The organism is Saezia sanguinis (assembly GCF_963921665.1).
In the GTDB taxonomy this organism is placed as follows: domain Bacteria; phylum Pseudomonadota; class Gammaproteobacteria; order Burkholderiales; family Burkholderiaceae_C; genus Saezia; species Saezia sanguinis.
Map to the genome: position 1 here is coordinate 158,696 of NZ_CAWUGC010000017.1, position 24,579 is coordinate 183,274.

Consider the following 24,579-nt stretch of genomic DNA (forward strand, 5'->3'; position numbering starts at 1 on the left):
TCTCCTTGTATTGCCCACCTCAATTCATTGTTTTATACCTGTTCAGCCCGCCCATGGAACCGTCAGCAACACCCTCTTCACTCCTCATTGCAACACGTGAGTCACGGCTTGCACTGGCGCAATCAGAACAAATTGCCGAAACGCTGCGCCAGCGCTTTCATTTCCAGGTCGGGCTGCTCGGCATGACAACCCAGGGCGACCGGGTACTTGACCGAGCGCTGTCGCAGGTTGGCGGCAAAGGCATTTTTGTCAAAGAGCTGGAAGCAGCCCTGATGCAAGGCCAGGCCCATCTGGCTGTGCATTCGCTCAAGGATGTACCCATGGCTTTGCCTGAAGGTTTTGTGCTGGCCGCCATTCCCCGGCGGGAGGACCCGCGCGATGCATTCGTTTCCCACAAATACGCCAGTTTGGATGAACTGCCCGCAGGTGCCACAGTCGGCACATCCAGCCTGCGCCGGCAGGTTCTGCTGCACGCCATGCGCCCCGATCTTCAGATCGTTATGCTGCGCGGTAATCTGGACACCCGGTTACGCAAACTTGACGATGGTGCGTACGACGCCATTGTGCTGGCCGTTGCCGGCTTAAAACGCTTGCAGCTTGAAGAACGCATTCGCTCGGTTTTTGATGTGCAGCAGATGATTCCCTCCGCCGGGCAAGGCGCATTGGGTATTGAAATGCACCAGTCTCAACCGGAACTGATCAAAATCATCGAGCAGCTCAACGACCCTCATGCGTTGGTAACCTGCACCGCAGAACGCGCCGTCTCCCGTGCGCTGGGCGGCAATTGCAGCGTACCGCTGGCCGCACATGCAACATGGCACCAGCCCGCCCAGATACGGCTGGATGCTGCCTGGGGCGACATTCACGGGAAAATACCTTTAATCCGCAGCACCCAGTTGCTCCAGCTGGCTCCCCAAACCCCGCCGGCCATTGTGCTGCAACAGGCAGAAGCTTTGGGGCAACAGGCCGCCTCCGATCTGGTTGCACAGGGCGCCCAGATTGCCCCGGCCACCAGCGCCTGAGCGCAAGTTTGCCTTTGAAGCTTTGGAGGAAAGCGCGCCATGAAAACCGTCATTGTGACCCGCCCGCTCCACCAGGCCCAGCCCTGGATCGAGGGGTTGCAGCAGCACGGCTTCTCTGTCAGACACATTCCCTTGCTGTCTATCCAGGCTGTTGCCGATAACCAGCCATTGCATCATGCATGGGCTCAGATCGACCAATACACATGGGTCATGTTTGTCAGCGCCAATGCAGTCCATTACTTTTTTAAAGGCACTCAGCACAGCCATTGGCCCTCTCACCTGCGTGCCGGTGCCACCGGTAACGGTACCACCAAAGCACTGGCGGCATCTGGCGTTGCGGCACATTTGATTGACCAGCCCGCAGAAAATCAGCCGGAAGATACGGAACATCTATGGCAACAAATTGCTGACCGCCACTGGAGTGGTACACAGGTGTTGCTGGTACGGGGCCGCAGCGCAGGCAACCGGCCAGAGCGTAACTGGCTGATGCACCAGTTGCAACATGCCGGTGCCCAGGTTCAATGCCTGGCGGTATACCAGCGTTGCGCCCCTGTATTTTCGGCTGACGACCTGTTGTGGCTAGGCAGCCACGATGCGCGCAATTCCTGCTGGGTATTCAGCAGTTCAGAAGCCATAGAATACCTTCCTGACTATGACTGGGCACAAACTACTGCTATAGTGACACATCAACGCATTGCTCAGGCAGCGCATAAAGCCGGTTTCGGTCATGTGGTTTGTACCCGACCAGACCTTCTCTCTCTTGTAGATTCAGTAAAATCCGTTGTATGAAACCAACATCACCCAATACCTCTGATCAGCCAGTGTCTCAAGAATCTACGGATCATAAACCGGTTCAAGAGAACAAAAAAACAGACAAAAGCACTGAGGCCGCTCCAACATCAGGGGCCCCAGCGCAAACACCGTCTGCTGCCGACGCAGCACCGGCGAAACAAACACCCCAGACACCCGTGAAAGAAACGCCCAAGCCTGCTGCTGCGCCACAGCACGAGGCAAGCCGTCCCGTGCACGGCAGCATTCCCCCGGCAACGCCACCTGCTCCGGCAATGCATGCAGGATCAGCACCCAAACACCCATTTTCATGGGCAGGTGCGCTGGCCATTGCATCGTTAATTCTGGCTGCTGGCGCATCGGTTTGCGCCGTGATGGTGTGGCAACGCATGGGGCAAATGGAGCAACAGCTCCAGTTCAGCCAGCAGGGCAGCAGCAGCGCCGCAGAAGCAGCCAAAGTGCTGGCGCAGCAGTCGCTGGACATGTCCAACTCTGTCAGCGGCAAACTGGCACATGCCAGCGCACAACTGGACAGCCTGAGTGAGCAAAGCAACCGCATTGACTCGTTGATTCAGTACATTAACAACGCCAAAACCGAAACGCTGTCTGCAGACCTGCGCACAGCGGTTCAGTCAGCGCAACTGCAAACACAACTGACCGGCAGCGTGGAGCCTTTGCTGATTACCCTGAAGGCCATCGATGACCGGCTGCTGCAGGATAACCAGTCAGTGCAGTCCCCGTTGCGCCAGGCCATTGCACGCGATATGGAAACCATCCGCAATGCGCCGGTGCCTGACCCTGTCTTGCTGTCAACACAGATCAGCGAGCTGATCCGCAAAGTCGATACGATGCCGCTGATGATTGATCCGCCGCCACTGGATACACCGCCAGCATCAGCGCCAGTCGTTGAGCAGCAAGCCGTGCCGGCCCAACCAGATAACACTGTTGCACAGACGGATACGGATACAGCCCCAGCACCGCAAGCTCCTGCTGCCAATGAAACACCAGCGGCCCCGGCACTTGAGCCCAGCTTCTGGCAGAAATCATGGCAATGGACCACCGCCAAATCTGCACAACTGGGCTCTGCCGTATGGGACGAGCTGAGCGGCCTGGTTGTTGTCAGGCCCATCAACAACCCCGATGCCACCCTTTTGTCACCAGAGCAAGGCGCGATCCTGCGTGAAAACGTCAAACTGCGTTTGCTGAACCTGCGTATTTCCGTACTGCAACGCCAGTTTGCATTGGCGCAAAGTGAACTGCAGGACCTTCAGGATGTCATCACACGCTATTACAACCCCAACTCCAGAGCCGTGCAGGATATTCTGGGCCGTCTGAAAGCCCTGCAGTCAGGGATGCAAAGTGCGCCACTGCCCCAGCCCGAAGCCACTCTGGGCGTATTGGCAACCATTGATACCCGTCATTAAAAAGCACAGGAGTAAAAAAACATGCGTTGGGTTATCTGGCTTTTAATGATTTTTGCAGCCGCAACGCTGGCTGCCCTGTTTGGTGTAGAAAACCAGTACTCTGTTGTGTTCTACATGAAAGAAAACAGCTACCAGATCAGCTTTAACTTTTTTGTCATTGCGGCAATTCTGATACTGGTTGCAGGCTATCTCCTGGCCCGGCTGCTGGCCAACCTGCTGAACCTGCCCAGTGCCACACGCCGCTGGCGTGACCTCAGGCGCGAACGCCATGGCAACACAGAGCTCAATGAAGCCATTTTGCAGTACCTGGCAGGCCGCTATTCACGCACCGTGAAAAGCGCCAACAAGGCCATCAAGGCATATGAAAAAAACCGCTCGCGTCGTGAAAAAATTGACGGCACGGTTGAGTTTGGCGTTGTTGCCCACCTGATGGCCGCAGCTGGTGCCAACCGCCTGAAAGACAAAGAAACCTACACCGAACAAATGAACCTGGCTTTAAAACTGGCTGAAAAATCCAGGCTGAGCGACGCACCTGATGGTGTCCGCCTGCAACAGGCACAATGGCTGATTGAAAACCGTGAACCTCAGGCAGCCCGTGCTGCCATCGGCAAGCTTGATCCGGGTGTGGCGCGCCGCATTGCCACACTGCAAATGCAACTCAAGATTGACCGCATGGAAGGCGCTCCTTTGGCAGCGCTGCATACGGCCAGAATGCTGATCAAGCACAAAGCCTATGAGCCGCAGAAAGCAGAACAGATCATCAGCGACCTGGCATCCCAGGTACTGGACTCCGCCACAGATCTGCCGCAGTTGAAAGACCTGTGGGAAAAACTGGATGCCAAAGAACGCAAACTGCCCGCAGTGATTGCACATGCCGCATGGAAATATGCCCAGTACCATGATGCCGCAACCGCATGCAGCCTGATTGCCACATGCTGGAGTGACATCAATACCCTGCCGGAAAATATCCGCACCCCATTGCTGATAACGCTGGATCTGGCCATGTCCGGTGCCGATGAAAGCTGGCTCAAACGCATTGAGCAAACGCACAACCAGGCACCGGAAGATCCGATGCTGACCTATCTGGCAGGCCGCGTCTGCGAACAGCACCAGATTCTGGGGCGCGCGCAGATGCTGCTGGACCAGATTGTGCGAAATGAACAACTGTCGGCCGCACTGCGCCAGCGCGCTTTACTGGCACTGGCAAAAATGGCAGAAGATAGCAACGAGGCAGAAAAAGCTGCTGCGTACTATAAAGAAGCCGCACTGCTTTTTAATGCGTAATGTCATTGGTATCACAAAAAAGAAGGCATCTGTCAGATGCCTTCTTTTTTTTGCAATCACATTCTTGCTTAGGATTTAAACCGCAGCATCAAGCCCAGAAATAGCGGATCAGATGAAAGAAAATCGGTGCCGAAAAACTGATTGAATCCACACGGTCCAACATACCGCCGTGCCCTTCGATCATATTGCCCCAGTCTTTCACACCGCGGTCGCGTTTGATCGCAGACAGCACAAACCCGCCAAAAAATCCCATGAGGTTAATGGCCAGCGCAATCAACGCCGCCTGCCACATTGAAAATGGTGTGATCCACCACATCGCCGCCCCCATCAGGGTGGAACTGGCCACACCGCCAATCAGTCCTTCAAGTGTTTTGGATGGAGAGATCTGCGGCGAGAGTTTATGCCGCCCAAGCAGCTTGCCCCAGATATACTGAAATACATCGCTGGACTGTACCGTCAGAATCAAAAAGACAATCAGCAGCGCATTGGCACCCTCATATCCCGGAATTTGCAGCGACATCAGTGCCGGCACATAAGACAGGCAGTACACGCAGATCATCAGCCCCCACTGCACCTGTGCTGCACGCGACAAGAACTGCTTGGTATCTTCTTTCAGCGCCGCAGAGATGGGCAGCAGCAAAAACGCATACACCGGAATCAGAATGCTGAACAGCCCATACCAGTCAAGCCCAATGAGAATGTATTGCAGCGGCAGGAAGAAATAAAAGCACCAGACCAGTGCATGGTGGTCTGCAATGCGCGTTTTGGTGACAGAAATATACTCACGCAGACACTGAAACGATATAAATCCGAATAAAACCAGCAGACCCAGCTTGCCAATCCAGATGGCAATGCCGATGAAAATGATCATGGCCCACCAGGCCTGAATGCGGGTATTCAGATTATCAATCACGGTATGCGGCTTGTGCGCGGCAAAACGCCACTTGAGCACCCGACCCACCAGACTGAAAAAGACCAGCGCCACAAACAGGCCGGCAAAGACAATGCGCAGCGCTTCTGCAGACGTCATGCTCATAACTCCTCCTCCTTCTCCTTGGAAGGCTGCAGATTCAGCAATGCATTTCTGGCACGCTCCAAGAACTCCTCTTTGGTTTCCTGCGGCTGCAAGTGCATGGCCGGGCCAAAAATCAGTGTGCAAATCAACGGCACCGGCACAATTTCACCTTTGGGCATGACACGCCCCATGTTTTCCAGCCATACGGGAACCAGTTCTACTTCCGGATGCGCTTTGGCCAGATGGTAAATCCCGCTTTTAAACGGTTTAACCCCTTCATCCAGATTGCGCGTGCCTTCCGGAAAGATAATGAGGGAAGATCCTTCGCTGAGCGCGGTAACCATCTGTTCAACCGGATTGGGCGAAGTTTCCGAGCGGTTACGGTCAATCAGCACGCTCTGGAAAACCTGCCCGGCCAGATACTGTTTGAATTTGTTGGTTTGCCAGTAGTCTGCGCCCGCCACCGGACGGGAACGGTAACGAATCGCCGGCGGCAATGCCGACCACAGCAGCACGATATCAGCGTGGCTGCGGTGATTGGCAAAATAAATACGCTGTCGCTCTTCGGGTGCGTTGTCCTGCCAGATCACCCGCGCACCGGTTATCAGTTTGACAAAACCACAGATGGTTGCACCAACCAGTCGTTCAAAAGCCATAAATTAAAAACTACATGAAGTAACCTGCTAGTATAGATGACATCAGCAGCGCTGTTTGCACAGCCAAGCAGATTCCTTGGCAATATAAAAGGCGCAATGCCCCCTGCCACCGGTTATGTAATCCCCGTACCGGTAATGACTGCCGGCAGACCGCCGCGTCAAATGCCGCCATTGTTGCCTCAGGGTTGGCCTGGCCGGATATTTGCCACTGATGCAGCCACTGAGAGAACACATACGCATCAAAACGGACCCTCGCCGCATAATAAAACTGCATGGCCGCTGCAATCAGACTGGAAAGCGCCAGCCAGCCCTGCCATGAAAATACCTGCGGCCCTGCAATCAATACCACCAGGGCTGCCAGTACCAGCGCCAGACTGACCACCCACAGCAAGCCCCCGGTGCGCAAAGTGCCTACGATCACAACCATCCGGGCCAGCAACTGTTCCTGCGATGCGGGCAAATGTTCATGGTTCATGGTGCAGCCGTTTCTTTTTGCATCATACGCCAGCTTGCTTCAAGCGCCTGCCAGTGCCTTGGGCTGATCATTGTACGCGCGCGGTGCTGTTGCACTTTTGCCAATGCTTCTTCAACACCTGCCGCCTGCCCGCTCCAAAGCAGCCAGGCCGCCACACAACTGGCACTGCGGGAATAACCCAGCGCACAGCAAACCAGTACCCGGTAGCCCCGAGAATGCAGATGGTCAATGTCCTGCGCGGCACGCAACAGCTCATGGGGTTGCGGTGCAATCAAATCCATGCAAGGCTGTCCCTTGTACACATATGTCTGCCCGGCACCGCGTGGCGCCCGCATCTCTGCCGTCAGGTCGTACAACGCATTCACCTCATAGCGGCGTATGTCTTTTCGCGTAGGAATACGCCCCAGCCACACTTGCCCACTGATATGATCGGGTTGTGGATGGCGGCGCGTCCAGCCGCGTGAGTTCAGCCACAACCCAAGCAGGCACGGCCACATCAGCACGGTCAGTGCCATGCTGTGAACGCCGTGCCGTTTCTGAAAACCATGTACACCCGGGCCGATATAAATCAGTGCCAGCATCCATAAAGAAACGGCAATCCACAAGCCCCACAGCCACACACCGCCCAGCACCCCCCCCATAGCGGCAACCAGCAAACCGCTGAGCGCATAGATTAATGCCAACCGCCAGTGCATGGCTGTACGTTGCCAGCGCCAGCCGCTTAGAGGGGAGCGCCCCTGCTCCGGCCACAGCCATATACACAACAGCCCCACCAGTGCGCCGGTTGGTACATCAATGAAATGGTGCTGGTAGGTGGTCAGCACAGAAAGGCCGATCAGCAGCGCCCAGGCGTGCACAATCCAGCGCCAGATGCCGCGTGCGTGCAAAGCGAACTGGTACCAGATCACCATCAGCAGGCCAATATGCAGCGAAGGCGCCTGGTTATAAGGCCGGTCAAAGCTCATCAGCACATCAAACAATGCACCAAATACGCCATCCGTTACCGGCCGCTCAAAGCTGAACCGCAATGGAAACAATAAAAAACACGTCACAGAAATGATCTGCACGCTCAGCAAACGCAGTGCGTGGCGATCCACCGCTTTAGGGCTGCGGCACAGCAGAAAAGACAAGCCGTAAAGCAAGTCAATTGACCAGTAGGGAATGATGCTCCACGCCCAAAAGGGAATATGCACTTCCCAGGCAAATACCATAACCCGGGAGACTTCATGCTGCTGTGCCCAATAATTGGCAAAGCCGTAACTCAAAAAGAAAAAAGGCCCCAGAAACAGCAGCCAAGCAAGACTGCGCCGCCACTGAATGGCAGAGGATCGCGTCCCCACATGCGCAGCAGGAGCGTCAGTGACATAGCGTGCCGCATGATCTGGAGAAGTTGCTCTTTTCATCTGTCAAACTCTGATGTTTTCCATGCCACTTTAAACAGACTTCCGTCTGCGCGCCAGCGACACCGTGAAAATGCCCCACTCATCTATGCGCTGCTCAATTTTTTCAAACCCCGCAGCTTCAACCAGTTGATCCATTTCGGCCTGAACACGGCGGCGCATGACCCATGCCACACCATCACGGTGGCTCGTTAATGCACGCGCAATCATCTCCAGTTGCGGGTGCCAGGGCTGCCCGGTATAGATCAGATAGCCTCCCGGTTCAATAGCATCCGCCATGCCAGCCAAAGATCGGCTGACCATATCATTGTCGGCAAACAGCTCGTAAAGGCCAGAGACAATCCCCACCGTAGGCGCCGGTGTTACTGCAGCAACGCTGCTGCGGTCAAAAGCGTCTCCTTTTTCAAACCGTGCTATATGCGCCAGCCCCTTGTCTTGAATCAGTTGCTGCCCTTGCCGCACATTCAACTCGCTGAAATCACGCAGCACAATTGATTCGGGTTGCTGTGCTGACTGTGTCAATGCTTCCAGCACATAGCGCCCATGGCCGGCTGCAATATCCAGCACCCGCAACGGCTTGCCGTCACCCGCCAGCATGGATAATGCCTTGCGCAGCAGCTCCTCGATATGGACCTTGCGCTGCCGGATACCACGCCAGCCAATGGCATTGAGGTAATAACGGTCAATCAACCGGCCCAGCGGGCCGCTGCCTGTAGGCTGATTCTGGTATACATAATCCAGCGTGCTGCCCGAGTCAAAACCCGTTTCATGCCCGATACGAACCCCTTTGGAAAGAAAACGCCCCAGCTTCATGTTGGCCCGGTAAGCGGTCCAATAAAACCCTTTGGGACTGAGCAGCGAAAGCGGCCGCGCCAGCACCTGGGCTTCAGCATAAGTGGCGCCCTGCCGGTGTGCATTTAACAGGTGGACTGTTTCAGCCGGGTTGTCAAACTGGTGCAAAATAAACGTACGCACTTTATCTATTGCGACGTGCCGGTTTTTTTCGCCCAGCGTATCGTGGAAAAAACCATCCAGCACATGCTTTTCTTTGACGGAACTGCCCAGCCGGTCAAAAAACTGGTGTTGCGGTTTGTGGTGCACCACCCAGTCATTGCCCGAAATCAGCAACTGTGTCGGCACTGTAATGGCATTGGCATCCTGCACCACACGTTCACCGGCCTCATACAGCCCCAGCAAAATACGGGCTGAAATGGCTCTGGTAATAAGCGGGTCCGTGTCATAAGACTGCTGCCGCGCTTTATCATGCGTCAGGTATTTCGCCTTGACATAGCTGTTGACAAAAAAGTTGCCTTTGACCTTATGCCACAGTTTCAGCGCCGGCCGGGCCAATGGCACATACAGCTTCACCTTGAATGCTGGCGAAGCCAGTACCAGACAGCGGATCTTTGGCGCATAATCGTGCGCCCATGTGCTCACATACACGGCACCGACACTTTGGGCCAGTACCACCATATCCTGGCAGGCAATCCCATACGCCTGATGAATATGGTCGATAAACGTTTGCACATCGCGTACCGAAGCACCAAAGCTCGGGGCATCGCCACGCACGCCGGGAGAATTGCCGTGCCCACGTGCATCCCAGGCAAAAAAATCAAAGTCGGGCATATTTAACTCAGCCACCAGATGCGCCATACGCCCCGAATGCTCATGCCCGCGGTGAAACATCACCACACAACCACGCCGTGGTTCAGTGGCTGGCCAGTGGCGGTAAAACAAGTCCACGCCATCATGGGTTGCAAAATGTGCGCACTGCACAGGACGCTGCTGCAACTGCAGTGAAGCATCTTCTGCCTCTGCAAGCACACCTTCTGAATTCAAGGAAACTGCTGAACTGCTCATGTTATTCTCCTGTGTTGTTCTGGTTGTCATGCATGCTGCTTATTTGGCGCAAGCCAAACCGCTGCGCACACGATTCACGATATTGATGGCAATTGCCAATGCAACCAGCGGCATGATCCAGAATGCCCAGGAGGGCAAAGAACCTGCAACGGCAAACCACAACCCCAGCGCACCAAATACAAATGCCCTATCGCTTTTACCCATGGGGCCGTTATATGCGCGCGACGCTCCCACCATCGGCCCCAATGCGCCAGCCATCTCTGACACCACACTCAGAAAAATCACCAGCCCGACACTGCCCCAGCCAAACGGCGCCACCATGACAAACGGCAGATACAGCGCCGCATCGGAAACCACATCGGTCAGCTCGTTCAGATAAGCCCCTAACACCGACTTCTGCCCGAATTCACGTGCCAGCATCCCGTCAATGGCATTGAACGCCATGCGTACAAACATCCATAAAGGCAGTAATAAAAACAGAAAACGATACGGCAGAAAATACAGCAACAGCCCCAGGGCAACAGAAATTGCTGCGGCGCACAGCGTCACGGCATTGGCTGTGACGCCTTTATCGGCCAAACGTGTTGCCAATGGCCGCAATAAAGCCTGAAAACGGGGTTTTAACTGGTAAATGGTGATCATGTCTTTTAATCCTCTGAATGCCTGCGCATACAACAGCCACGGTTTTTCATGAGCACATTCTACTGAAGCCTTGGGGAAATAAATACGAAAATCACAAAGTAGCAGATAACAGTACCGCTTGTATCAGCAGACAATACAAGCGGTACTGTTTTTGAGGAAATGCCCGGAAAACACAGCGTGAGGTCAGCTGTTTTCCCCACCTTGCATAATGAAAGAATAGCGCCTGATATCTGTGCGCGCTCTCCACCCCAGATGGGCCCAATAACCTTGGGCTGCCAGGTTGTCTGCCAAAACATCCAGATGGCATTTATAAATGCCTTGCCGGGTCAACCCGTCCAGACAATGTTGCACCAGCTTGCGCGCAATGCCCTGCTGACGGTAATCAGGCAGCACCAATACATGCTGCAAATAGCCCCGCCGGCCGTCATGCCCACACATGGCACAGCCGACAATCCGGTTAGCAGCAACAGCAACAAAACTCAACCCAGGGTTACGCTGCAGGTAGCGAGTAATGCCTTCGCGCGAATCTGCCTCACGGACAACCACACCCGGCATATGCTGCATGAGGTGCAGCACCGCATCATAATCGGCCAGCGCCATGGGCCGTATGCTAGCAACTCCAACGTGACGATCCGCCATTGCAGCCATCGCCCGAAAATCAGCACCCCATGCGCTGCCGGTAAGTCACCAGATCCTGCACGGTAATCACCGCCAGATCATTCTTGCGGGCGTACTCCACCACTTGGGCACCACGGGTCATTGTGCCGTCGGGGTTCATCAGTTCACACAACACCCCGGCCGGGCGCAACCCTGCCAGGCGGGCCAGATCAACCGCAGACTCGGTATGCCCGCGCCGCTCCAGCACACCACCATCGCGCGCCGCCAGCGGAAATACATGCCCGGGGCTGACAATGCGGTTGTCTTCTGCGGTAGAAGCCAGGGCCGCACGGATGGTGGTGACCCGATCCACCGCACTCACGCCTGTACTGACCCCGTCGCGGGCTTCAATACTGACCGTAAATGCCGTGCCATTGCGGCTCTCATTATGTTCCACCATCTGGCGTAGCCCCAGCATTTTTGCATCAGCCGCAGGCAAACACAGGCACACAATACCACTGCCATCGCGAATCATGGTCGCCATGCTGGTAACGCTTATTTTTTCGGCCGATCCGATCAGATCCGCCTCGTTCTCCCGGTCTTCATCATCCTGCACAACGATCAGCTTACCCTGCTGAAAAGCATGCAGCGCTTTTTCAACCCGCATAACCGCCTGGTCATCAGACGTAGGCAGAACAGTTTTGGCTGAGGTAGAAGTAATAGTAGCTGTAGACATGAAACGCTCTTCGTAAAAACAATGGACGATGAACGCTTCGGGGCTGGCAGACGAACGAGATATACAACGCACTAATCACTAGCGCATCTGCGGTCTGCTCCATCAATGACAAGCCAAGCTCGGTCAAAGCCGCCTGCAATGCATGTACGCAGATACCACTCTTCTTCTTTCATCCGGACTATAACCGTCGGCTCTGGCATCTGACCAGATCTGCTGGACCCCAGCGAAGCAATGCAGAAAATATGTCTGAATTCCCTCAACTGAGCGCTCGCGGGCTTATGGTGCATAACACCATCTACCGCCGGTGGGGATTTTCACCCCGCCCTGAAGACGTATGCATGTATTGTATACCGGTTTTCCCGGCAATACTGTTGCGTCATATGCAAAATACTTTTGCCAGCAGGTGTTTCATTGTGCCTGACATAAAGCTGCATCAGAGATAGCCACTCTCACGGGCTCAATGTATCAGGATACACACAAAATACACTTTCCGCAGCCGCTGCCTCTGCCATACCTGCGGAGTGTTGGCCCGTATGTGCCCTCATACATGCACAGCTTCTTTAAAAAGAGGCTTGCGGGCTTTTTTAGCGATGCGTTATAATTATCTGCTTAAGATGAAATCGCACTGTGGGTCGTTAGCTCAGTTGGTAGAGCAGCGGACTCTTAATCCGTCGGTCGAGCGTTCGAGTCGCTCACGACCCACCAATAAAAACAATAGGTTAGCTTTATCTAGGGCTGGCCTTTTTTGTTTCATATTCCTACCATGGGAATATGATTGCTTCCTGAGTGCATCATCAGCTCCTCCACGCACGCTAACTCTCTGCTCTACTTTCTTCAGCCGTTCTTGCAACTTCTGGGTATTTCTCTGTGCATCCGTCAGACACGACAGAAGGACAATGATTCTTGTTCATGCCCTGCCTTGCATTCTTCGGCAGCAGCAGTATGACCAAGAGGTTTAATGGTGTTTATTGCAAAAACCCTCTTTTAAGATACAATTTATATACATGTTTAAGTTGCCTTCCACTTAACATGCATTTATAACTATTATTCACCGTATATTGGGCTCGCTGGTGTTCCCTTCCTGCGAGCTCTTTTTATTCTCCCACTTGTTGCCCTAACTCCCTGATGCAACGCTCCGAGCCCTCGAGTCACATCGTCTTGCATAAAAATCAATAGAAAACCTCCCACGCCTGTGGCTGACACTTCGGTTACCTGAACATAACCCCCTGAACTGTCTTGAATAGGTTGGGGATTTCTTGCTCTGTGTTTTTTGCCCAATAAAAAGCCGCCTACTTGATCGTAGGCGACTGCCAAATTATTAGATGAACAAACCGTTAGTTGTTTGCGTCTCCTGGGTAACAGGCAATGTTTGCGCCTACCTTCAGAACGCCCATCTCACAAAAAGCTTTCCCGAAGCTCCCTCCTGGTCCAATAATTTCGGCCGGTTCAGTTGGATAATATTGTGGACGCCATGTCTTATAAGTACAGTGCAAATACCCTTGATTCTCATAGTCTCCAGCGTAACGCACCACATAATTGTAATTATTGCCCACAACCAATTCATACACCCTTATCCCAAGACCTTGCTGGTTGAGTCCATCCACCACAATCGAACACAGCTCATTAGGAGACCCAACCCGGGATTGCCCCTCAAGATCCATGTGAAACTGGTAGCCAGACGCGCTCTGTGCCGCTGCAATACCCGTTAACCCCAATGCCAGTGTTACTGCAACCGTAATTTTTTGTGTTAAATTTTTCATACCTGCTCCTATCAGAAATGGGACTCTATGATCACAGCCAAACGGTGGTTTATGTGAACGAAAAAACCGCCTCGAGAGGCGGTTTGTGTATCGCTAAAAACTTTGCTATTTACTGAACTCTCGAAAGTTGATCAATTTTCCATGCTCAAAAGTCTCTTCATACCACGAACCATCCTCGCTTTTGCAAACCCATACTCCATGTTTCTTCCCTTGAACATAGTTGCCACTTGAAATCTCACCATTTGGCAGATACTCGGTCCAATGGCCATGCTTTATGCCGTTTCGGAAAGCCCCCTCTTTATCAACCTCACCATCACGATCATAAGACCGATACACGCCATCTTTTCCATCATCTACATAGAAAAGGTTCATCTGTGCATCGTCAATGGACATCATCGTAAACGGATCTGTGAACTTAGCTTCTATTTCTTCCGTGCGTGGGTCATACACCTTCGCAAGCTCCATTCGATCTGCTATTTTTGTGTAAAAATCCTGCACCAGCACTTTACCGTCAGTCGTTATACCTAAAAATACTCTGACACACCAGCCAATGGCTGCCTGTGAGCAAAAGCCATTGACAATAAACTCACCTTTCTCCCATGGCGCATTTGCTGTAGCTACAGAATCGATCTTATATGGATCGTTGCTGCATCCAGTTATCACAAAAACACAAAACAATATTGTTAATATTTTTTTCACTGATTTTTCCTCCATTCCCACGACAGGACGGGACTCTTGTCTACCAATAAGCCGTGCCTGTTGCCTTTGGCTTCCTCTTGTATTCGGGATAAGTGCTGATGATCGTTTACATACCGACATAACCCAGGCCATATCTGCTCTGACCTGTCCAGCATCCCCTGCAAGATACATCAGCGACCAATCGACCACAGTTGCCTGCGTCAGGCACTGTCCATTTTAAAGACATTGATGGCAACAACGCTCACCGGTATATTAAAAATTGCTAGGCCACAATTTCTGCTTTATTGCCTGAACTCTTACGCTCGCAGCAAAACAAAGTCAAATGCATGCATCAGCTTCGGGGTTCAGAGACCGGCCCTTTGCGCTCGCATGCATAATAGTGAGGGCATATACTGCTGAGCCAGATAGCTTTTCTGACTGCTGTATGCACAGTCCCCCCCATACAGATGACATTGCCCTCTCTGTCAAACACTGCTGGCCTGAAACCTATCACATCAACTGTCAGATTATTTTTATCGAGGTAGTCCTGTAACTCTTGATCCAGCTTCATACCTTGCCCCTTCAAACACGTCATGAAATAAAGCACTCAAAATAGTTTTCGGTAGAGCAGCCAACTTCATTACTCTATGCTTCGTATTATGGGGAGCCGTGTGAAAAAACAATGAAATTTGTGTGAAGTGTTGTGCGTTGCATTCCTATCATGGAATCAATCACCACCTCTGTGATCGCTCAATAAAAAAACCACCTTTCCAATGGACTGGTGGTTGCTATATCGCTGGGCAAATGTGCGACGGTATCAATGCCTGAAAATCTTGTCATAAAAAAAGATAACGTCTCGGGGACTTGCCAGACACTCCTGTAAAAGGCTCTTCTCCAATACATATTGGGCTGTTCTCCAGTCTTCCTGCATAGCCTAGACAATGCTGGACGGCATGTTTTGTTGCATGCGCAGATACGCCGCCCGGTCTATATCAAGTATTTTTTTATACAGTTCAATATCAACCTCAGGACCGTAAATCAGCGGAATCCGTCGCCGGTTTGTAGAAGCAGCATCTGCTGCTGATGCAACCATGACTTTGACTGTCATATCACAATAATGGCTGATATTTTCACGTGTGGGAGAAATCTTGCGATCCGCATCAACCGGCTCAAGATATGCCGTATTCTCCTGTGCATAGCGCAAAACCATATCTTCTATCACCTGACTGGCTGCTTTAATGCTGGTACCCTGCTCAATTTGGTTATAAAGCTCAATATAAACCTCATACCAGGACACTAGACACTCTTCTGTTGTACACGTATCACGAAACATAAAAGCCAGACGCACCATCTCTTTTAATTCGGGAGGATTACCGTGCTTTGCCCTGATCCGCTGGTATTGCGCAGACAACTGGTCATCCAGGCGGGACAATTTTCCAGAGCTACATATGATTTGGTAGACCCCTGTATTGAACTTGTTGCAGTCAAAGCTCACTGCATAAACTGCAGCAGGCGCCACAAGCCATAAAACACAAAATAGACGAAGCATGCGTGCTGGCATCAGATATCCTTTGCTGAAAAAATTTGTCGGCATCGCCTCTTTCTTTTGCAAATTAAGCGCTTGCCTGTACCCGCATTTTAAGTTTCTGATTTTGCATGGCAACAGCAGCACATGCCCAAATCGCTTCTTTTATTGTGTTTTTTTCATTTTACAAAATATTTTTGGAAATTATTTTTAACATTCAAACGCAATCTTTTCATTTCACAATAAAAAACATTTTCTAAGGAAAACCCTAATGTTTTTGCTATGCAACATAAAAAATAACAGCCTCACAATGCAGTAGCCCAAAACTTTAATCAGATAAAAATCATTTAAATTCAATTAGATAGATAATAAAAAACAACTTGAAAACTGATTTTTATAACTACCCTTAATCTACCATCATCTAATCCCAACTGTTTTATATTGATTTGCATTGCAATGCAAAAAAGTGCTATATTTTGCCGAAATTTCACATTTTTGGAAACCGTTTTTATTTTCATTTAAAATCAATGTCGCTTTCCGTTGTGTATCCCGAAAGTATCTGATGCGTTCAGACTCAGGAAAAGCAAAGTAAAGCACAACTTCAGCGCAATGCCATATCAAAGAGGAGAGTGAGTATGCAAGCAGTCGTGGAAACCGGTTTGGAGTTTACGCAGAAATTTGGCGCGCAGGAAAAGCAGATTCTGACCGTAGAAGCACAAAACTTTTTGTCAGAACTGGTCACCCGTTTCACATCGCAGCGCAATGCACTGTTAGCCCAGCGCACAGTCATCCAAAAAGAGATTGACAATGGCAAACTGCCTGACTTTCTTGCAGTCACACAATCCATCAAGAAACAGGAGTGGAAGATTCGCGGGATTCCTGCTGATCTGCTGGACCGCCGGGTTGAAATCACCGGCCCGGTCGAACGCAAAATGGTCATTAACGCGCTCAACGCCAATGTCAAAGTGTTCATGGCCGACTTTGAGGACTCTCTGGCTCCGTCATGGAAAAAAGTGATTGAAGGCCAGATCAACCTGCATGATGCAGTCAACAGAACCATCTCCTACACCAACGAGAACGGCAAACTGTATCAACTGAAAGCCGACCCGGCGGTACTGATCTGCCGCGTACGCGGGCTGCACCTGCCTGAAAAGCACGTACTGTGGGAAGGCAAGCCCATTCCTGGTGCGCTGTTTGACTTTGCCCTGTACTTTTACCATAACTATCAGCAACTGCTGAAAAACGGCAGCGGCCCTTATTTCTATTTGCCTAAACTGCAGGCATATCAGGAAGCAGCCTGGTGGAGCGAAGTGTTCAGCTTTACGGAAGACAGCTTTAACCTGCCGCGTGGCACCATTAAAGCCACTGTGCTGATTGAAACGCTGCCTGCGGTATTTCAGATGGATGAAATCCTCTACCACATGCGCGACCACATTGTCGGTTTGAACTGTGGCCGCTGGGACTATATTTTCAGCTACATCAAAACGCTGAAAAACCATGCTGACCGCGTTTTACCTGATCGCCAGTCTGTCACCATGGATAAGCCATTCCTCAATGCTTACTCGCGTCTGCTGATTAAAACCTGTCACCGGCGCGGTGCATTTGCCATGGGGGGCATGGCGGCTTTCATTCCAAGCAAGGACGCTCAGCAAAATGAAATTGTTTTGCAGAAAGTACAGGCAGATAAAGAACTGGAAGCACACAATGGTCATGACGGCACCTGGGTTGCGCACCCCGGCTTGGCAGACACTGTCATGGCTGTATTTGACAAAGCCCTGGGCAGCAGGCAAAACCAACTGGATGTGATGCGCGAACAAGATGCCGCCATTACGGCCAATGAATTGCTGGAACCCTGCCCGGGCGAACGCACTGAAAACGGTATGCGTGCCAATATCCGCGTGGCGCTGCAATACATTGAAGCCTGGATTTGCGGCAACGGCTGTGTACCTATTTATGGTTTGATGGAAGATGCTGCCACGGCAGAAATTTCACGCACCTCCATCTGGCAGTGGATACGGCACCAGAAAACACTCAGCGACGGGCAAAAGGTAACCAAAGAACTGTTTAACCGGCTTTTGGAAGAAGAGTTCAACGTTGTCAAGCAGGAGCTGGGTGAAGCACGCTTTAACAGCGGACGCTTTACCGAAGCCGCCAAGCTGATGCAACGTATTACCACACAGGATGAACTGATAGATTTTCTGACTTTGCCCGGTTACGAATTACTGGACTGAACCTATTTTTAAATGACATAAGAGGAGACAAACATGAAAGCAACCCGCGCTCAACAGATTCAGCAATTACAGGAGTCATGGAAGCAGGACCGCTGGAAAGGGATTAACCGCCCCTACAGCGCTGAAGAAGTGATCAGCCTGCGCGGCTCGGTCAACCCGGAATGCACGCTGGCACAAAATGGAGCCGCCAAATTGTGGAAGCTGCTGCACGGTGAATCTAAAAAAGGCTACATCAACTGCCTGGGGGCATTGACTGGCGGTCAGGCGCTGCAACAGGCCAAAGCAGGTGTAGAAGCCGTTTACCTTTCCGGCTGGCAGGTTGCAGCAGACGCCAACCTGGCTTCCACCATGTACCCCGACCAGTCGCTGTATCCGGCCAACTCAGTGCCTGCCGTTGTTCAGCGCATCAACAACACCTTCCGCCGTGCCGACCAGATTCAATGGGCCAATGGTATCGAACCAGGTGATCCGAAATTTGTCGACTACTTTCTGCCGATTGTGGCCGATGCCGAAGCCGGATTTGGCGGCGTGCTGAATGCATTTGAACTGATGAAAGCCATGATCGAGGCAGGTGCCGCCGCAGTGCACTTTGAAGACCAGTTGGCCTCTGTGAAAAAATGCGGTCACATGGGTGGCAAGGTGCTGGTGCCCACACAGGAAGCCATTCAGAAACTGGTGGCTGCACGGCTGGCAGCAGACGTGATGGGCGTGCCCACCCTGGTCGTGGCCCGTACCGATGCAGACGCCGCTGACCTGCTGACCTCGGACTGCGACGCTTATGATGAAGCATTCATCACCGGGGAGCGCACCGCAGAAGGCTTCTTCCGCACCCGTGCCGGGGTTGACCAGGCCATCAGCCGCGGCCTGGCCTATGCGCCTTATGCAGACCTGGTTTGGTGTGAAACTTCCACGCCTGACCTGAACGCCGCACGCCGCTTTGCCCAGGCCATGCACGAGCGCTTCCCCGGCAAGCTGCTGGCGTACAACTGCTCGCCTTCTTTCAACTGGAAGAAAAACCTGGACGATGCCACCATTGCAAGCTTCCAGGCCGATCTTTCAGCCATGGGCTACAAATACCAGTTCATCACACTGGCTGGCATCCACAGCATGTGGTACAACATGTTCGATCTGGCACACGCCTATGCGCAGGGCGAAGGCATGAAGCACTACGTGGAAAAAGTGCAGCAGCCCGAGTTTGAGGCCGCCTCTAAAGGCTACACCTTTGTCGCGCACCAGCAGGAAGTGGGGACCGGTTACTTTGACAAAGTCACCAACGTCATTCAGGGTGGTGCATCTTCTGTCACCGCGCTGACCGGCTCCACAGAAGAAGCCCAGTTCGTGTAACAGCAACTGTGTTGCATCTTTTCTGACCCCCGGGGCATACACCCGCATGTATGCCCCGCCTACTCCTGGCAAAATCATGCATACAGAAAGCCTGGCACTCAAAATGGAACAGCTGGTTGCACAAACAATTCTGCAGGGATTTGACGCGCAATACGGCCGTTTTCTGGAAGTTACATCAGGAGCCCAGAGCCGCTTTGAGCAAGCTGACTGGCCGGCAGTGCATGCCGCCATGAAAAAACGTATCCATCTGTATGACCACCACGTCGGGCTGGTGGTGGAACAGTTGAACTGGATTGTCGGCTCTAAATGCCACGATGCCGAGTTTCTGGGACGCGTCAAAGAAATATACACCAGGCTGCTTACCGAGTACCCACGCTTTGAAATTGCCGAGAGTTTTTTCAACTCGGTTTACTGCCGCTTGTTCCACCACCAGGAACTCACGCCCGACAAGCTGTTCATTTTCAGCTCACAACCGGAAACACGTTTTCGCGAAATTCCCCGTCCCCTGTCGCTGAATTTTCCCCTGTCTGCCGGGGTACGCGAAAGGCTGCGGGTGATACTTTCCCACACACCGCTGCGGCTGCCGTGGGAAAATCTCGCACGCGACATTGGTTACATCCACGACCACCTGCTGCAGCACTTTGGCGAGCAAGCACTGAAAACCGGTGTATTGCAGGTTTTCAAAGAGTTATTTTTCCGCAATAAAGCCGCCTGGCTGGTTGGCAAAGTCAGGCTGGCAGACGGCACGGTTCATCCCTTCTTGCTGCCGATTCATCAGAATAAAAACCACGAACTTTATATCGATACCTGCCTGACCGAGTTTTCCGAAGCCAGTACCGTATTCAGCTTTGCGCATTCTTACTTCATGGTGTATGCCCCGCTGCCTGCCGCACTGGTCGAATGGCTCAGGGAAATTCTGCCCACCAAAACCACTGCTGAACTGTATATGGCCATTGGTTGTCAGAAACACGGCAAAACAGAATACCACCGCGAATATTTGAACCACGTGGCACAATCAAGCGAACAGTTCATCATTGCCCCCGGCATCAAAGGCATGGTGATGCTGGTGTTCACACTGCCGTCATTCAACCGGGTATTCAAAGTAATCAAGGACCGCTTCGCGCCCCAGAAAGAGGTCACGGCAGAACACGTGCGCGCCTGTTATCGCCTGGTCAAGGAGCATGACCGTGTCGGCCGCATGGCAGATACCCAGGAATATGAAAACTTTGTCATTGACAAACACCGGTTAAGCGATGAGTTGCTGGAAGAACTGCGGCGCGAAGTACCACTCAAGCTGGAAGACCTGGGCGATAAAATCGTTATCAGCCACCTGTACATTGAACGGCGCATCACACCGCTCAATATCTACCTGGACAATGCCAACAAAACGCAGTTGCGCGATGCACTCGAGGAATATGGCAATGCCATCAAACAGATGGCTGCCGCCAACATCTTTCCTGGCGACATGCTGTTTAAAAACTTTGGCATCACGCGGCAAGGCAGAGTTGTTTTTTACGATTACGATGAGATCTGCTACATGACCGAAGTGAACTTCCGCAACATTCCGCCACCCCGATACCCGGAGGATGAGCTGTCAGCAGAACCGTGGTACACCATTGCCCCCAATGATGTTTTCCCGGAAGAGTTTCGTCACATCATCTGCCATGATAACGACACATTCCAGATGTTTTCAGAAATGCATGGTGATTTGTTCGAGGCCGATTACTGGCGGCAATTGCAACAACGCATCCACAATGGTGTATTTGAAGACGTTTACGCGTACCGAAAGAAAAAACGCTTTGCTGTACGCGCTGACTGAAAGATAAGGGCGTGTTAACACGCCCTCAATGCCTACGCCGTCACAAGGTACCGGCTGTCCATGCTTGCACCAGACGCCGCATTTCCTGAAAATTACGGTTTATGCAAACCGCCATAGGCCAAGGTGATTTCCTTGGTGGCCTGCATCACCATGGCGCCCAGTTCTGTAACCCTATCATCGGGAATACGTGACACCGGACCCGAAATGGAAATGGCCGCACAAGGCTCCTGATGCTCATCCAGAATACTGGCTGCAATGCAGCGCAACCCCAGTGCGTGCTCTTCATTATCATATGAAAAACCACGGACACGGATCCGCCCCAGGTCCTCTTTCAACTGGACTGGAGAGCACAGCGTGTGCGGCGTATAAGCATGCAGCCCTTTTTTATGAAACAGTGCCGAAAGCTCTTTATCGTTCAGTGTGGAGAGGAATGCTTTACCGGCACCGGATGCATGCATGGGCAGCTTGCCTCCGATCGGCGCAGACATGCGCATCAGTGCATTGCACTGCACCTGGTCAATGATGATGGCTTCCATTTCGTATTTATCCAGCACCGCAAGGTTCACCGTCTCACCGGATGCTTCCATCAGGCGGCGCAGCATCGGATGCACAATGGCCAGCAAATTGCGGCTTTGCAGAAAGCTGCTGCCCACCACAAAAGCATGTGAGCCGATGGTCCACAGTCCGAGATCACCAACCTGGCGTACAAAACCCTGCTGTTGCATGGTGGTCAGCAAGCGGTGTGTTGTAGAGTTCGGCAGTCCCGCCTGTTGGGCCAGATCTGTCAATGCAACGCTGCCATGCGCCTCGGCAATCAGTTCCAGCAACCTCAGTCCACGGGTTAACGACTGCACCTGTCCGGTATTGGCCGCAGAGGCCACCGTTTTTTTACCACGTTTCGCTGGTAGCTGAGTAGACATGACACCTTCCTTTGAAATATGGAATATATTTTCGCTATTTGGAAATGAAAAGCAATAGATATATCCCTAAACGAAAGAAAGTGTCAAGAAAATGCATCATTGATCATACAATCGGCAACCAAAATACCATCTATTCCAAATCTGGCCAGGTGTTCAGAAAAACAGGGGCAGATCCTGAGCCTGTACATGAACACGTTGCGCCAGACTATCCAGACTCAGTTGTGCAAGTTCTGCCAGCCCTTCATAAAAAGGTACCTGTGCATGTTCTTTTAATAACGCCAGGTAACGCGCACTCCATGGCAGCATATGCTGAGCCAGCAACGTGCATAAAGCCTCGTCCATTTCTTTTTCAACAAACCCGGCAGCGTACCAGAACATCAACCCGATATGATCTTCCGGTTCATGCATGCCTGTATCAACATACATGCCGTTCTCTCTGAGAAAGCTGCCCAGCCAGATAGAACTTTCACCAAAAATAACGTTCTCTTTATCCAGATATACAGACCCCCAGGGTGGTGCATACAGATGGTGCGGCCCGATAAACAGCCGTTGCCAATGCACATCCAGTTCATGCAGATCTTCGGTAGCAAACAGGCAGGACTGGATGTGCTCAAGCTGCTGCGCTGAACCAAACGGCCAGTTTGCCGCCAGCCCCTGTGTTTTCAGCATTGAAAATAATGGAGCAAGTGCATCGTCGGAAGGTTGTGTTCTCAACAGTGTGCCCAGCATTTTCAGACTGGCAACGATATAAGGCCTCTCGGTTGCAGAGATATCAGAATTCATAAGATCCGTCGTAGAAAGCATTGTTATGAAACCGCCGATTTTTACATCAAAATGAAAAGGGCACAGCGCCAGCGCATGTGCCCACCTCGCTTAACAGGGGTAGCTGTAGAGCGTTTGCTTCAGACCAGCCCGACCGTCATGTAAAGCGCATAAAACACACCCCGGCCAATGCCCTCGCCAACAACCATCAGGCACAACACGACAATGGCCACAACAGGTGCGTTATTCTTCTTCACAAACTGGCTGACCAAAATGCCCACACCCAACGCCAGCAGGATAAAGCGCCATGTCTGCAACATTGCCATATCCGGCGACAGTTCAGATGCCGCCTGAATAGAAGAATGGATATGCGGCAGCATGGCAGCCACATTGATCGTGATGACCGCAGCCAGCACAATGGCAATGCAGGCCACTGTCACCAGCAGGAAGTTGATGCCACGCGCTGATGCGACACTGACACCAGCCATTTTAAACAGCACATTTGCCAACGCCGCACCACCAAGCAGCGCCGTTGTGACAAAAGCAAACGGTGTTGTCCAGTTGTCCCACGTCGGCACGGTAGACATCATGTAAAAGCTGGTCATAGCCCACAGGAAAATAACGCTCACAACCAACCCGGCGGCAAGCAACAGCTTCCTAAGACCAGGTGTCTTACCCCACACGGCCAGCAACCAGGCCAAGCCGCCACAGGCAATGAACAGGGGGCCGAACAAAGACTCATTGCTCAATGGTGCCTGCCCGACACGGATCAGCGCGTTGCCCGCCCTGAATGGAGAACCCAGGTGAAACGCCGAGCAGAGAAACCCGATACCCACAAACACCCAGATCAGCAGCATCATTTTTTCCAGCCTGCGGCTGGCGTGTTCACCGCCAGCGTTGGCAAGCACGGCAACCGCACAGAACCAATATGCACCAATGGCACACTGCGCCAGAACGGTAAAAATCATCAAAGGCCATTCATTCCATCCCATGATCACACCTCTCTTGGGTTACCCAGAAAGCCGCTGTTGTCGCCGGCAGGACGCGCTTTTGCGTTTGGCTGGACAACAAGACTGGGGGTTGTATAGTTTGCGGCAGGCAGCGGTGCAATGGCTGCCAGTTCGCCATACTTGGCACGCAATTCTTCTATCGGGCCAAAATCAAGCGCTCTGAGCGGACAGGATGCGACACACACCGGTTTTAACCCTTGCGATACACGTTCATGACAGCCGTCACACTTGGTCATGTGGCCTTTTTTCGCATTAAACTGCGGCGCCCCGTAAGGGCAGGCCATGGCACACGATTTGCAGCCAATGCACACATCCTCATTCACAATCACCAGACCATTATCCTCACGCTTGTGCATGGCACCGCTGGGGCATACTTTCACGCAGGCCGGGTCAGCGCAGTGGTTGCAGGCAATTGACGTGTAGTACGCAAAAACCTCTTGCCGCCAGACCTGGTTTTTCCCTTCTCCTTCGGGCAGCCATTCTCCGCCGACATATTCATACACCCGGCGGAAATTCACATCCACCGGCAAGTCCTTATAGTCTTTGCATGAAAGCTGGCATGTCTTGCAGCCCGTACAGCGGGCTGTATCAATCATGAAGCCATATTGTTGTGTACTCATTATTTCCTCC

The 24,579-nt window shown here is 52.2% G+C and carries 22 protein-coding genes, 1 tRNA gene and 1 riboswitch; of the genes, 8 read left to right on the top strand and 15 right to left on the bottom strand.

What is annotated here, in order from left to right; genetic code table 11:
- Nucleotides 1-53 precede the first annotated feature (53 nt).
- From hemC to AACY98_RS12465, 4 genes are read left to right on the top strand one after another with little or no spacing between them, the layout of a single operon-like run.
- Entirely contained in the window at nt 54-1,022 is a 969-nt protein-coding gene (gene hemC, locus AACY98_RS12450) for a hydroxymethylbilane synthase (protein WP_339805461.1), read from the top strand.
- 39 nt (nt 1,023-1,061) lie between these two features.
- Nucleotides 1,062-1,811, top strand: a complete 750-nt coding sequence (locus AACY98_RS12455) for a uroporphyrinogen-III synthase (RefSeq protein ID WP_339805463.1) — start codon at nt 1,062-1,064, stop codon at nt 1,809-1,811.
- The gene (locus tag AACY98_RS12460) at nt 1,808-3,235 is read left to right on the top strand and encodes a uroporphyrinogen-III C-methyltransferase (protein ID WP_339805465.1); all 1,428 of its coding nucleotides are present in this window, start codon (nt 1,808-1,810) and stop codon (nt 3,233-3,235) included. Before AACY98_RS12455 ends, AACY98_RS12460 begins: the two co-directional genes overlap by 4 nt.
- A 21-nt stretch (nt 3,236-3,256) precedes the next feature.
- The gene (locus tag AACY98_RS12465; protein WP_339805467.1) at nt 3,257-4,519 is read left to right on the top strand and encodes a heme biosynthesis protein HemY; all 1,263 of its coding nucleotides are present in this window, start codon (nt 3,257-3,259) and stop codon (nt 4,517-4,519) included.
- A gap of 88 nt (nt 4,520-4,607) precedes the next feature.
- On the opposite strand, the gene AACY98_RS12470 is transcribed toward AACY98_RS12465, so the two are convergent.
- The 8 genes from AACY98_RS12470 to ribB form a co-directional block, all read right to left on the bottom strand.
- Nucleotides 4,608-5,549 carry a phosphatidate cytidylyltransferase gene (locus AACY98_RS12470; protein ID WP_423817571.1) on the bottom strand — a complete coding sequence of 314 codons (942 nt, stop codon included), beginning with the start codon at nt 5,547-5,549 and terminating at the stop codon, nt 4,608-4,610.
- A gap of 2 nt (nt 5,550-5,551) precedes the next feature.
- Complete coding sequence (locus tag AACY98_RS12475; protein ID WP_126979030.1) at nt 5,552-6,190, bottom strand: lysophospholipid acyltransferase family protein; 639 nt, start codon at nt 6,188-6,190, stop codon at nt 5,552-5,554.
- Between the two features lie 10 nt (nt 6,191-6,200).
- Complete coding sequence (locus AACY98_RS12480; RefSeq protein WP_339805471.1) at nt 6,201-6,665, bottom strand: hypothetical protein; 465 nt, start codon at nt 6,663-6,665, stop codon at nt 6,201-6,203.
- Nucleotides 6,662-8,068, bottom strand: a complete 1,407-nt coding sequence (locus tag AACY98_RS12485) for a phosphatase PAP2/dual specificity phosphatase family protein (protein WP_339805473.1) — start codon at nt 8,066-8,068, stop codon at nt 6,662-6,664. The genes AACY98_RS12480 and AACY98_RS12485 overlap by 4 nt, the downstream gene beginning before the upstream one ends.
- Before the next feature lie 30 nt (nt 8,069-8,098).
- Nucleotides 8,099-9,925 carry a bifunctional alpha/beta hydrolase/class I SAM-dependent methyltransferase gene (locus AACY98_RS12490; RefSeq protein ID WP_339805475.1) on the bottom strand — a complete coding sequence of 609 codons (1,827 nt, stop codon included), beginning with the start codon at nt 9,923-9,925 and terminating at the stop codon, nt 8,099-8,101.
- Between the two features lie 39 nt (nt 9,926-9,964).
- Nucleotides 9,965-10,567 carry a CDP-alcohol phosphatidyltransferase family protein gene (locus AACY98_RS12495; protein ID WP_339805477.1) on the bottom strand — a complete coding sequence of 201 codons (603 nt, stop codon included), beginning with the start codon at nt 10,565-10,567 and terminating at the stop codon, nt 9,965-9,967.
- A 183-nt stretch (nt 10,568-10,750) separates the two neighbouring features.
- Nucleotides 10,751-11,206, bottom strand: a complete 456-nt coding sequence (locus AACY98_RS12500) for a GNAT family N-acetyltransferase (RefSeq protein WP_339805479.1) — start codon at nt 11,204-11,206, stop codon at nt 10,751-10,753.
- A gap of 19 nt (nt 11,207-11,225) precedes the next feature.
- Nucleotides 11,226-11,900, bottom strand: coding sequence for a 3,4-dihydroxy-2-butanone-4-phosphate synthase (gene ribB, locus AACY98_RS12505; RefSeq protein WP_126979020.1), 675 nt, complete (start codon nt 11,898-11,900; stop codon nt 11,226-11,228).
- Nucleotides 11,901-12,057: 157 nt separating this feature from the next.
- A riboswitch (FMN riboswitch) is annotated at nt 12,058-12,236 on the bottom strand.
- A 293-nt stretch (nt 12,237-12,529) separates the two neighbouring features.
- Here ribB and AACY98_RS12510 point away from each other — a divergent pair.
- Nucleotides 12,530-12,605: transfer RNA gene (locus AACY98_RS12510), tRNA-Lys, on the top strand.
- A gap of 629 nt (nt 12,606-13,234) precedes the next feature.
- On the opposite strand, the gene AACY98_RS12515 is transcribed toward AACY98_RS12510, so the two are convergent.
- The 3 genes from AACY98_RS12515 to AACY98_RS12525 form a co-directional block, all read right to left on the bottom strand.
- Nucleotides 13,235-13,660, bottom strand: a complete 426-nt coding sequence (locus tag AACY98_RS12515) for a hypothetical protein (protein WP_339805481.1) — start codon at nt 13,658-13,660, stop codon at nt 13,235-13,237.
- A 105-nt stretch (nt 13,661-13,765) separates the two neighbouring features.
- Nucleotides 13,766-14,548, bottom strand: a complete 783-nt coding sequence (locus AACY98_RS12520) for a toxin-antitoxin system YwqK family antitoxin (RefSeq protein ID WP_339805483.1) — start codon at nt 14,546-14,548, stop codon at nt 13,766-13,768.
- A gap of 724 nt (nt 14,549-15,272) precedes the next feature.
- Nucleotides 15,273-16,010, bottom strand: coding sequence for a lysozyme inhibitor LprI family protein (locus AACY98_RS12525; RefSeq protein ID WP_339805485.1), 738 nt, complete (start codon nt 16,008-16,010; stop codon nt 15,273-15,275).
- A gap of 488 nt (nt 16,011-16,498) precedes the next feature.
- On the opposite strand from AACY98_RS12525, the gene aceB reads away from it, so the two are divergent.
- From aceB to aceK, 3 genes are all read left to right on the top strand, one after another.
- Entirely contained in the window at nt 16,499-18,094 is a 1,596-nt protein-coding gene (gene aceB, locus AACY98_RS12530) for a malate synthase A (RefSeq protein WP_339805487.1), read from the top strand.
- Nucleotides 18,095-18,127: 33 nt separating this feature from the next.
- Entirely contained in the window at nt 18,128-19,438 is a 1,311-nt protein-coding gene (gene aceA, locus AACY98_RS12535) for an isocitrate lyase (RefSeq protein ID WP_339805490.1), read from the top strand.
- Between the two features lie 76 nt (nt 19,439-19,514).
- On the top strand, nt 19,515-21,257 hold the full coding sequence (gene aceK, locus AACY98_RS12540; protein ID WP_339805492.1) for a bifunctional isocitrate dehydrogenase kinase/phosphatase: 1,743 nt from the start codon (nt 19,515-19,517) through the stop codon (nt 21,255-21,257).
- A gap of 92 nt (nt 21,258-21,349) precedes the next feature.
- Here the strand turns inward: aceK and iclR are convergent, their stop codons facing one another.
- The 4 genes from iclR to AACY98_RS12560 form a co-directional block, all read right to left on the bottom strand.
- Nucleotides 21,350-22,177, bottom strand: coding sequence for a glyoxylate bypass operon transcriptional repressor IclR (gene iclR, locus AACY98_RS12545; RefSeq protein ID WP_126979009.1), 828 nt, complete (start codon nt 22,175-22,177; stop codon nt 21,350-21,352).
- 153 nt (nt 22,178-22,330) lie between these two features.
- Nucleotides 22,331-22,960, bottom strand: a complete 630-nt coding sequence (dmsD, locus tag AACY98_RS12550) for a Tat proofreading chaperone DmsD (protein ID WP_339805495.1) — start codon at nt 22,958-22,960, stop codon at nt 22,331-22,333.
- Between the two features lie 119 nt (nt 22,961-23,079).
- A complete protein-coding gene (locus tag AACY98_RS12555; protein ID WP_339805497.1) occupies nt 23,080-23,931 on the bottom strand; it encodes a dimethyl sulfoxide reductase anchor subunit family protein in 852 nt (283 codons plus the stop codon).
- A 2-nt stretch (nt 23,932-23,933) separates the two neighbouring features.
- Nucleotides 23,934-24,569: a DMSO/selenate family reductase complex B subunit gene (locus tag AACY98_RS12560; protein ID WP_126979003.1), complete on the bottom strand. Its 636-nt coding sequence runs from the start codon at nt 24,567-24,569 to the stop codon at nt 23,934-23,936.
- Nucleotides 24,570-24,579 lie beyond the last annotated feature (10 nt).

Excerpts from the sequence above, each read along its gene's own strand:
- AACY98_RS12480 (WP_339805471.1), bottom strand. The coding sequence starts at position 6,665 with ATGAACCATGAACATTTGCCCGCATCGCAGGAACAGTTGCTGGCCCGG.
- AACY98_RS12495 (WP_339805477.1), bottom strand. The coding sequence starts at position 10,567 with ATGATCACCATTTACCAGTTAAAACCCCGTTTTCAGGCTTTATTGCGG.
- AACY98_RS12475 (WP_126979030.1), bottom strand. The coding sequence starts at position 6,190 with ATGGCTTTTGAACGACTGGTTGGTGCAACCATCTGTGGTTTTGTCAAA.
- AACY98_RS12485 (WP_339805473.1), bottom strand. The coding sequence starts at position 8,068 with ATGAAAAGAGCAACTTCTCCAGATCATGCGGCACGCTATGTCACTGAC.
- AACY98_RS12490 (WP_339805475.1), bottom strand. The coding sequence starts at position 9,925 with ATGAGCAGTTCAGCAGTTTCCTTGAATTCAGAAGGTGTGCTTGCAGAG.
- AACY98_RS12455 (WP_339805463.1), top strand. The coding sequence starts at position 1,062 with ATGAAAACCGTCATTGTGACCCGCCCGCTCCACCAGGCCCAGCCCTGG.
- ribB (WP_126979020.1), bottom strand. The coding sequence starts at position 11,900 with ATGTCTACAGCTACTATTACTTCTACCTCAGCCAAAACTGTTCTGCCT.
- AACY98_RS12460 (WP_339805465.1), top strand. The coding sequence starts at position 1,808 with ATGAAACCAACATCACCCAATACCTCTGATCAGCCAGTGTCTCAAGAA.
- hemC (WP_339805461.1), top strand. The coding sequence starts at position 54 with ATGGAACCGTCAGCAACACCCTCTTCACTCCTCATTGCAACACGTGAG.
- aceK (WP_339805492.1), top strand. The coding sequence starts at position 19,515 with ATGCATACAGAAAGCCTGGCACTCAAAATGGAACAGCTGGTTGCACAA.
- aceB (WP_339805487.1), top strand. The coding sequence starts at position 16,499 with ATGCAAGCAGTCGTGGAAACCGGTTTGGAGTTTACGCAGAAATTTGGC.
- AACY98_RS12500 (WP_339805479.1), bottom strand. The coding sequence starts at position 11,206 with ATGGCGGATCGTCACGTTGGAGTTGCTAGCATACGGCCCATGGCGCTG.
- AACY98_RS12465 (WP_339805467.1), top strand. The coding sequence starts at position 3,257 with ATGCGTTGGGTTATCTGGCTTTTAATGATTTTTGCAGCCGCAACGCTG.
- dmsD (WP_339805495.1), bottom strand. The coding sequence starts at position 22,960 with ATGAATTCTGATATCTCTGCAACCGAGAGGCCTTATATCGTTGCCAGT.
- AACY98_RS12470 (WP_423817571.1), bottom strand. The coding sequence starts at position 5,549 with ATGACGTCTGCAGAAGCGCTGCGCATTGTCTTTGCCGGCCTGTTTGTG.
- AACY98_RS12515 (WP_339805481.1), bottom strand. The coding sequence starts at position 13,660 with ATGAAAAATTTAACACAAAAAATTACGGTTGCAGTAACACTGGCATTG.
- aceA (WP_339805490.1), top strand. The coding sequence starts at position 18,128 with ATGAAAGCAACCCGCGCTCAACAGATTCAGCAATTACAGGAGTCATGG.
- AACY98_RS12555 (WP_339805497.1), bottom strand. The coding sequence starts at position 23,931 with ATGGGATGGAATGAATGGCCTTTGATGATTTTTACCGTTCTGGCGCAG.
- AACY98_RS12560 (WP_126979003.1), bottom strand. The coding sequence starts at position 24,569 with ATGAGTACACAACAATATGGCTTCATGATTGATACAGCCCGCTGTACG.
- iclR (WP_126979009.1), bottom strand. The coding sequence starts at position 22,177 with ATGTCTACTCAGCTACCAGCGAAACGTGGTAAAAAAACGGTGGCCTCT.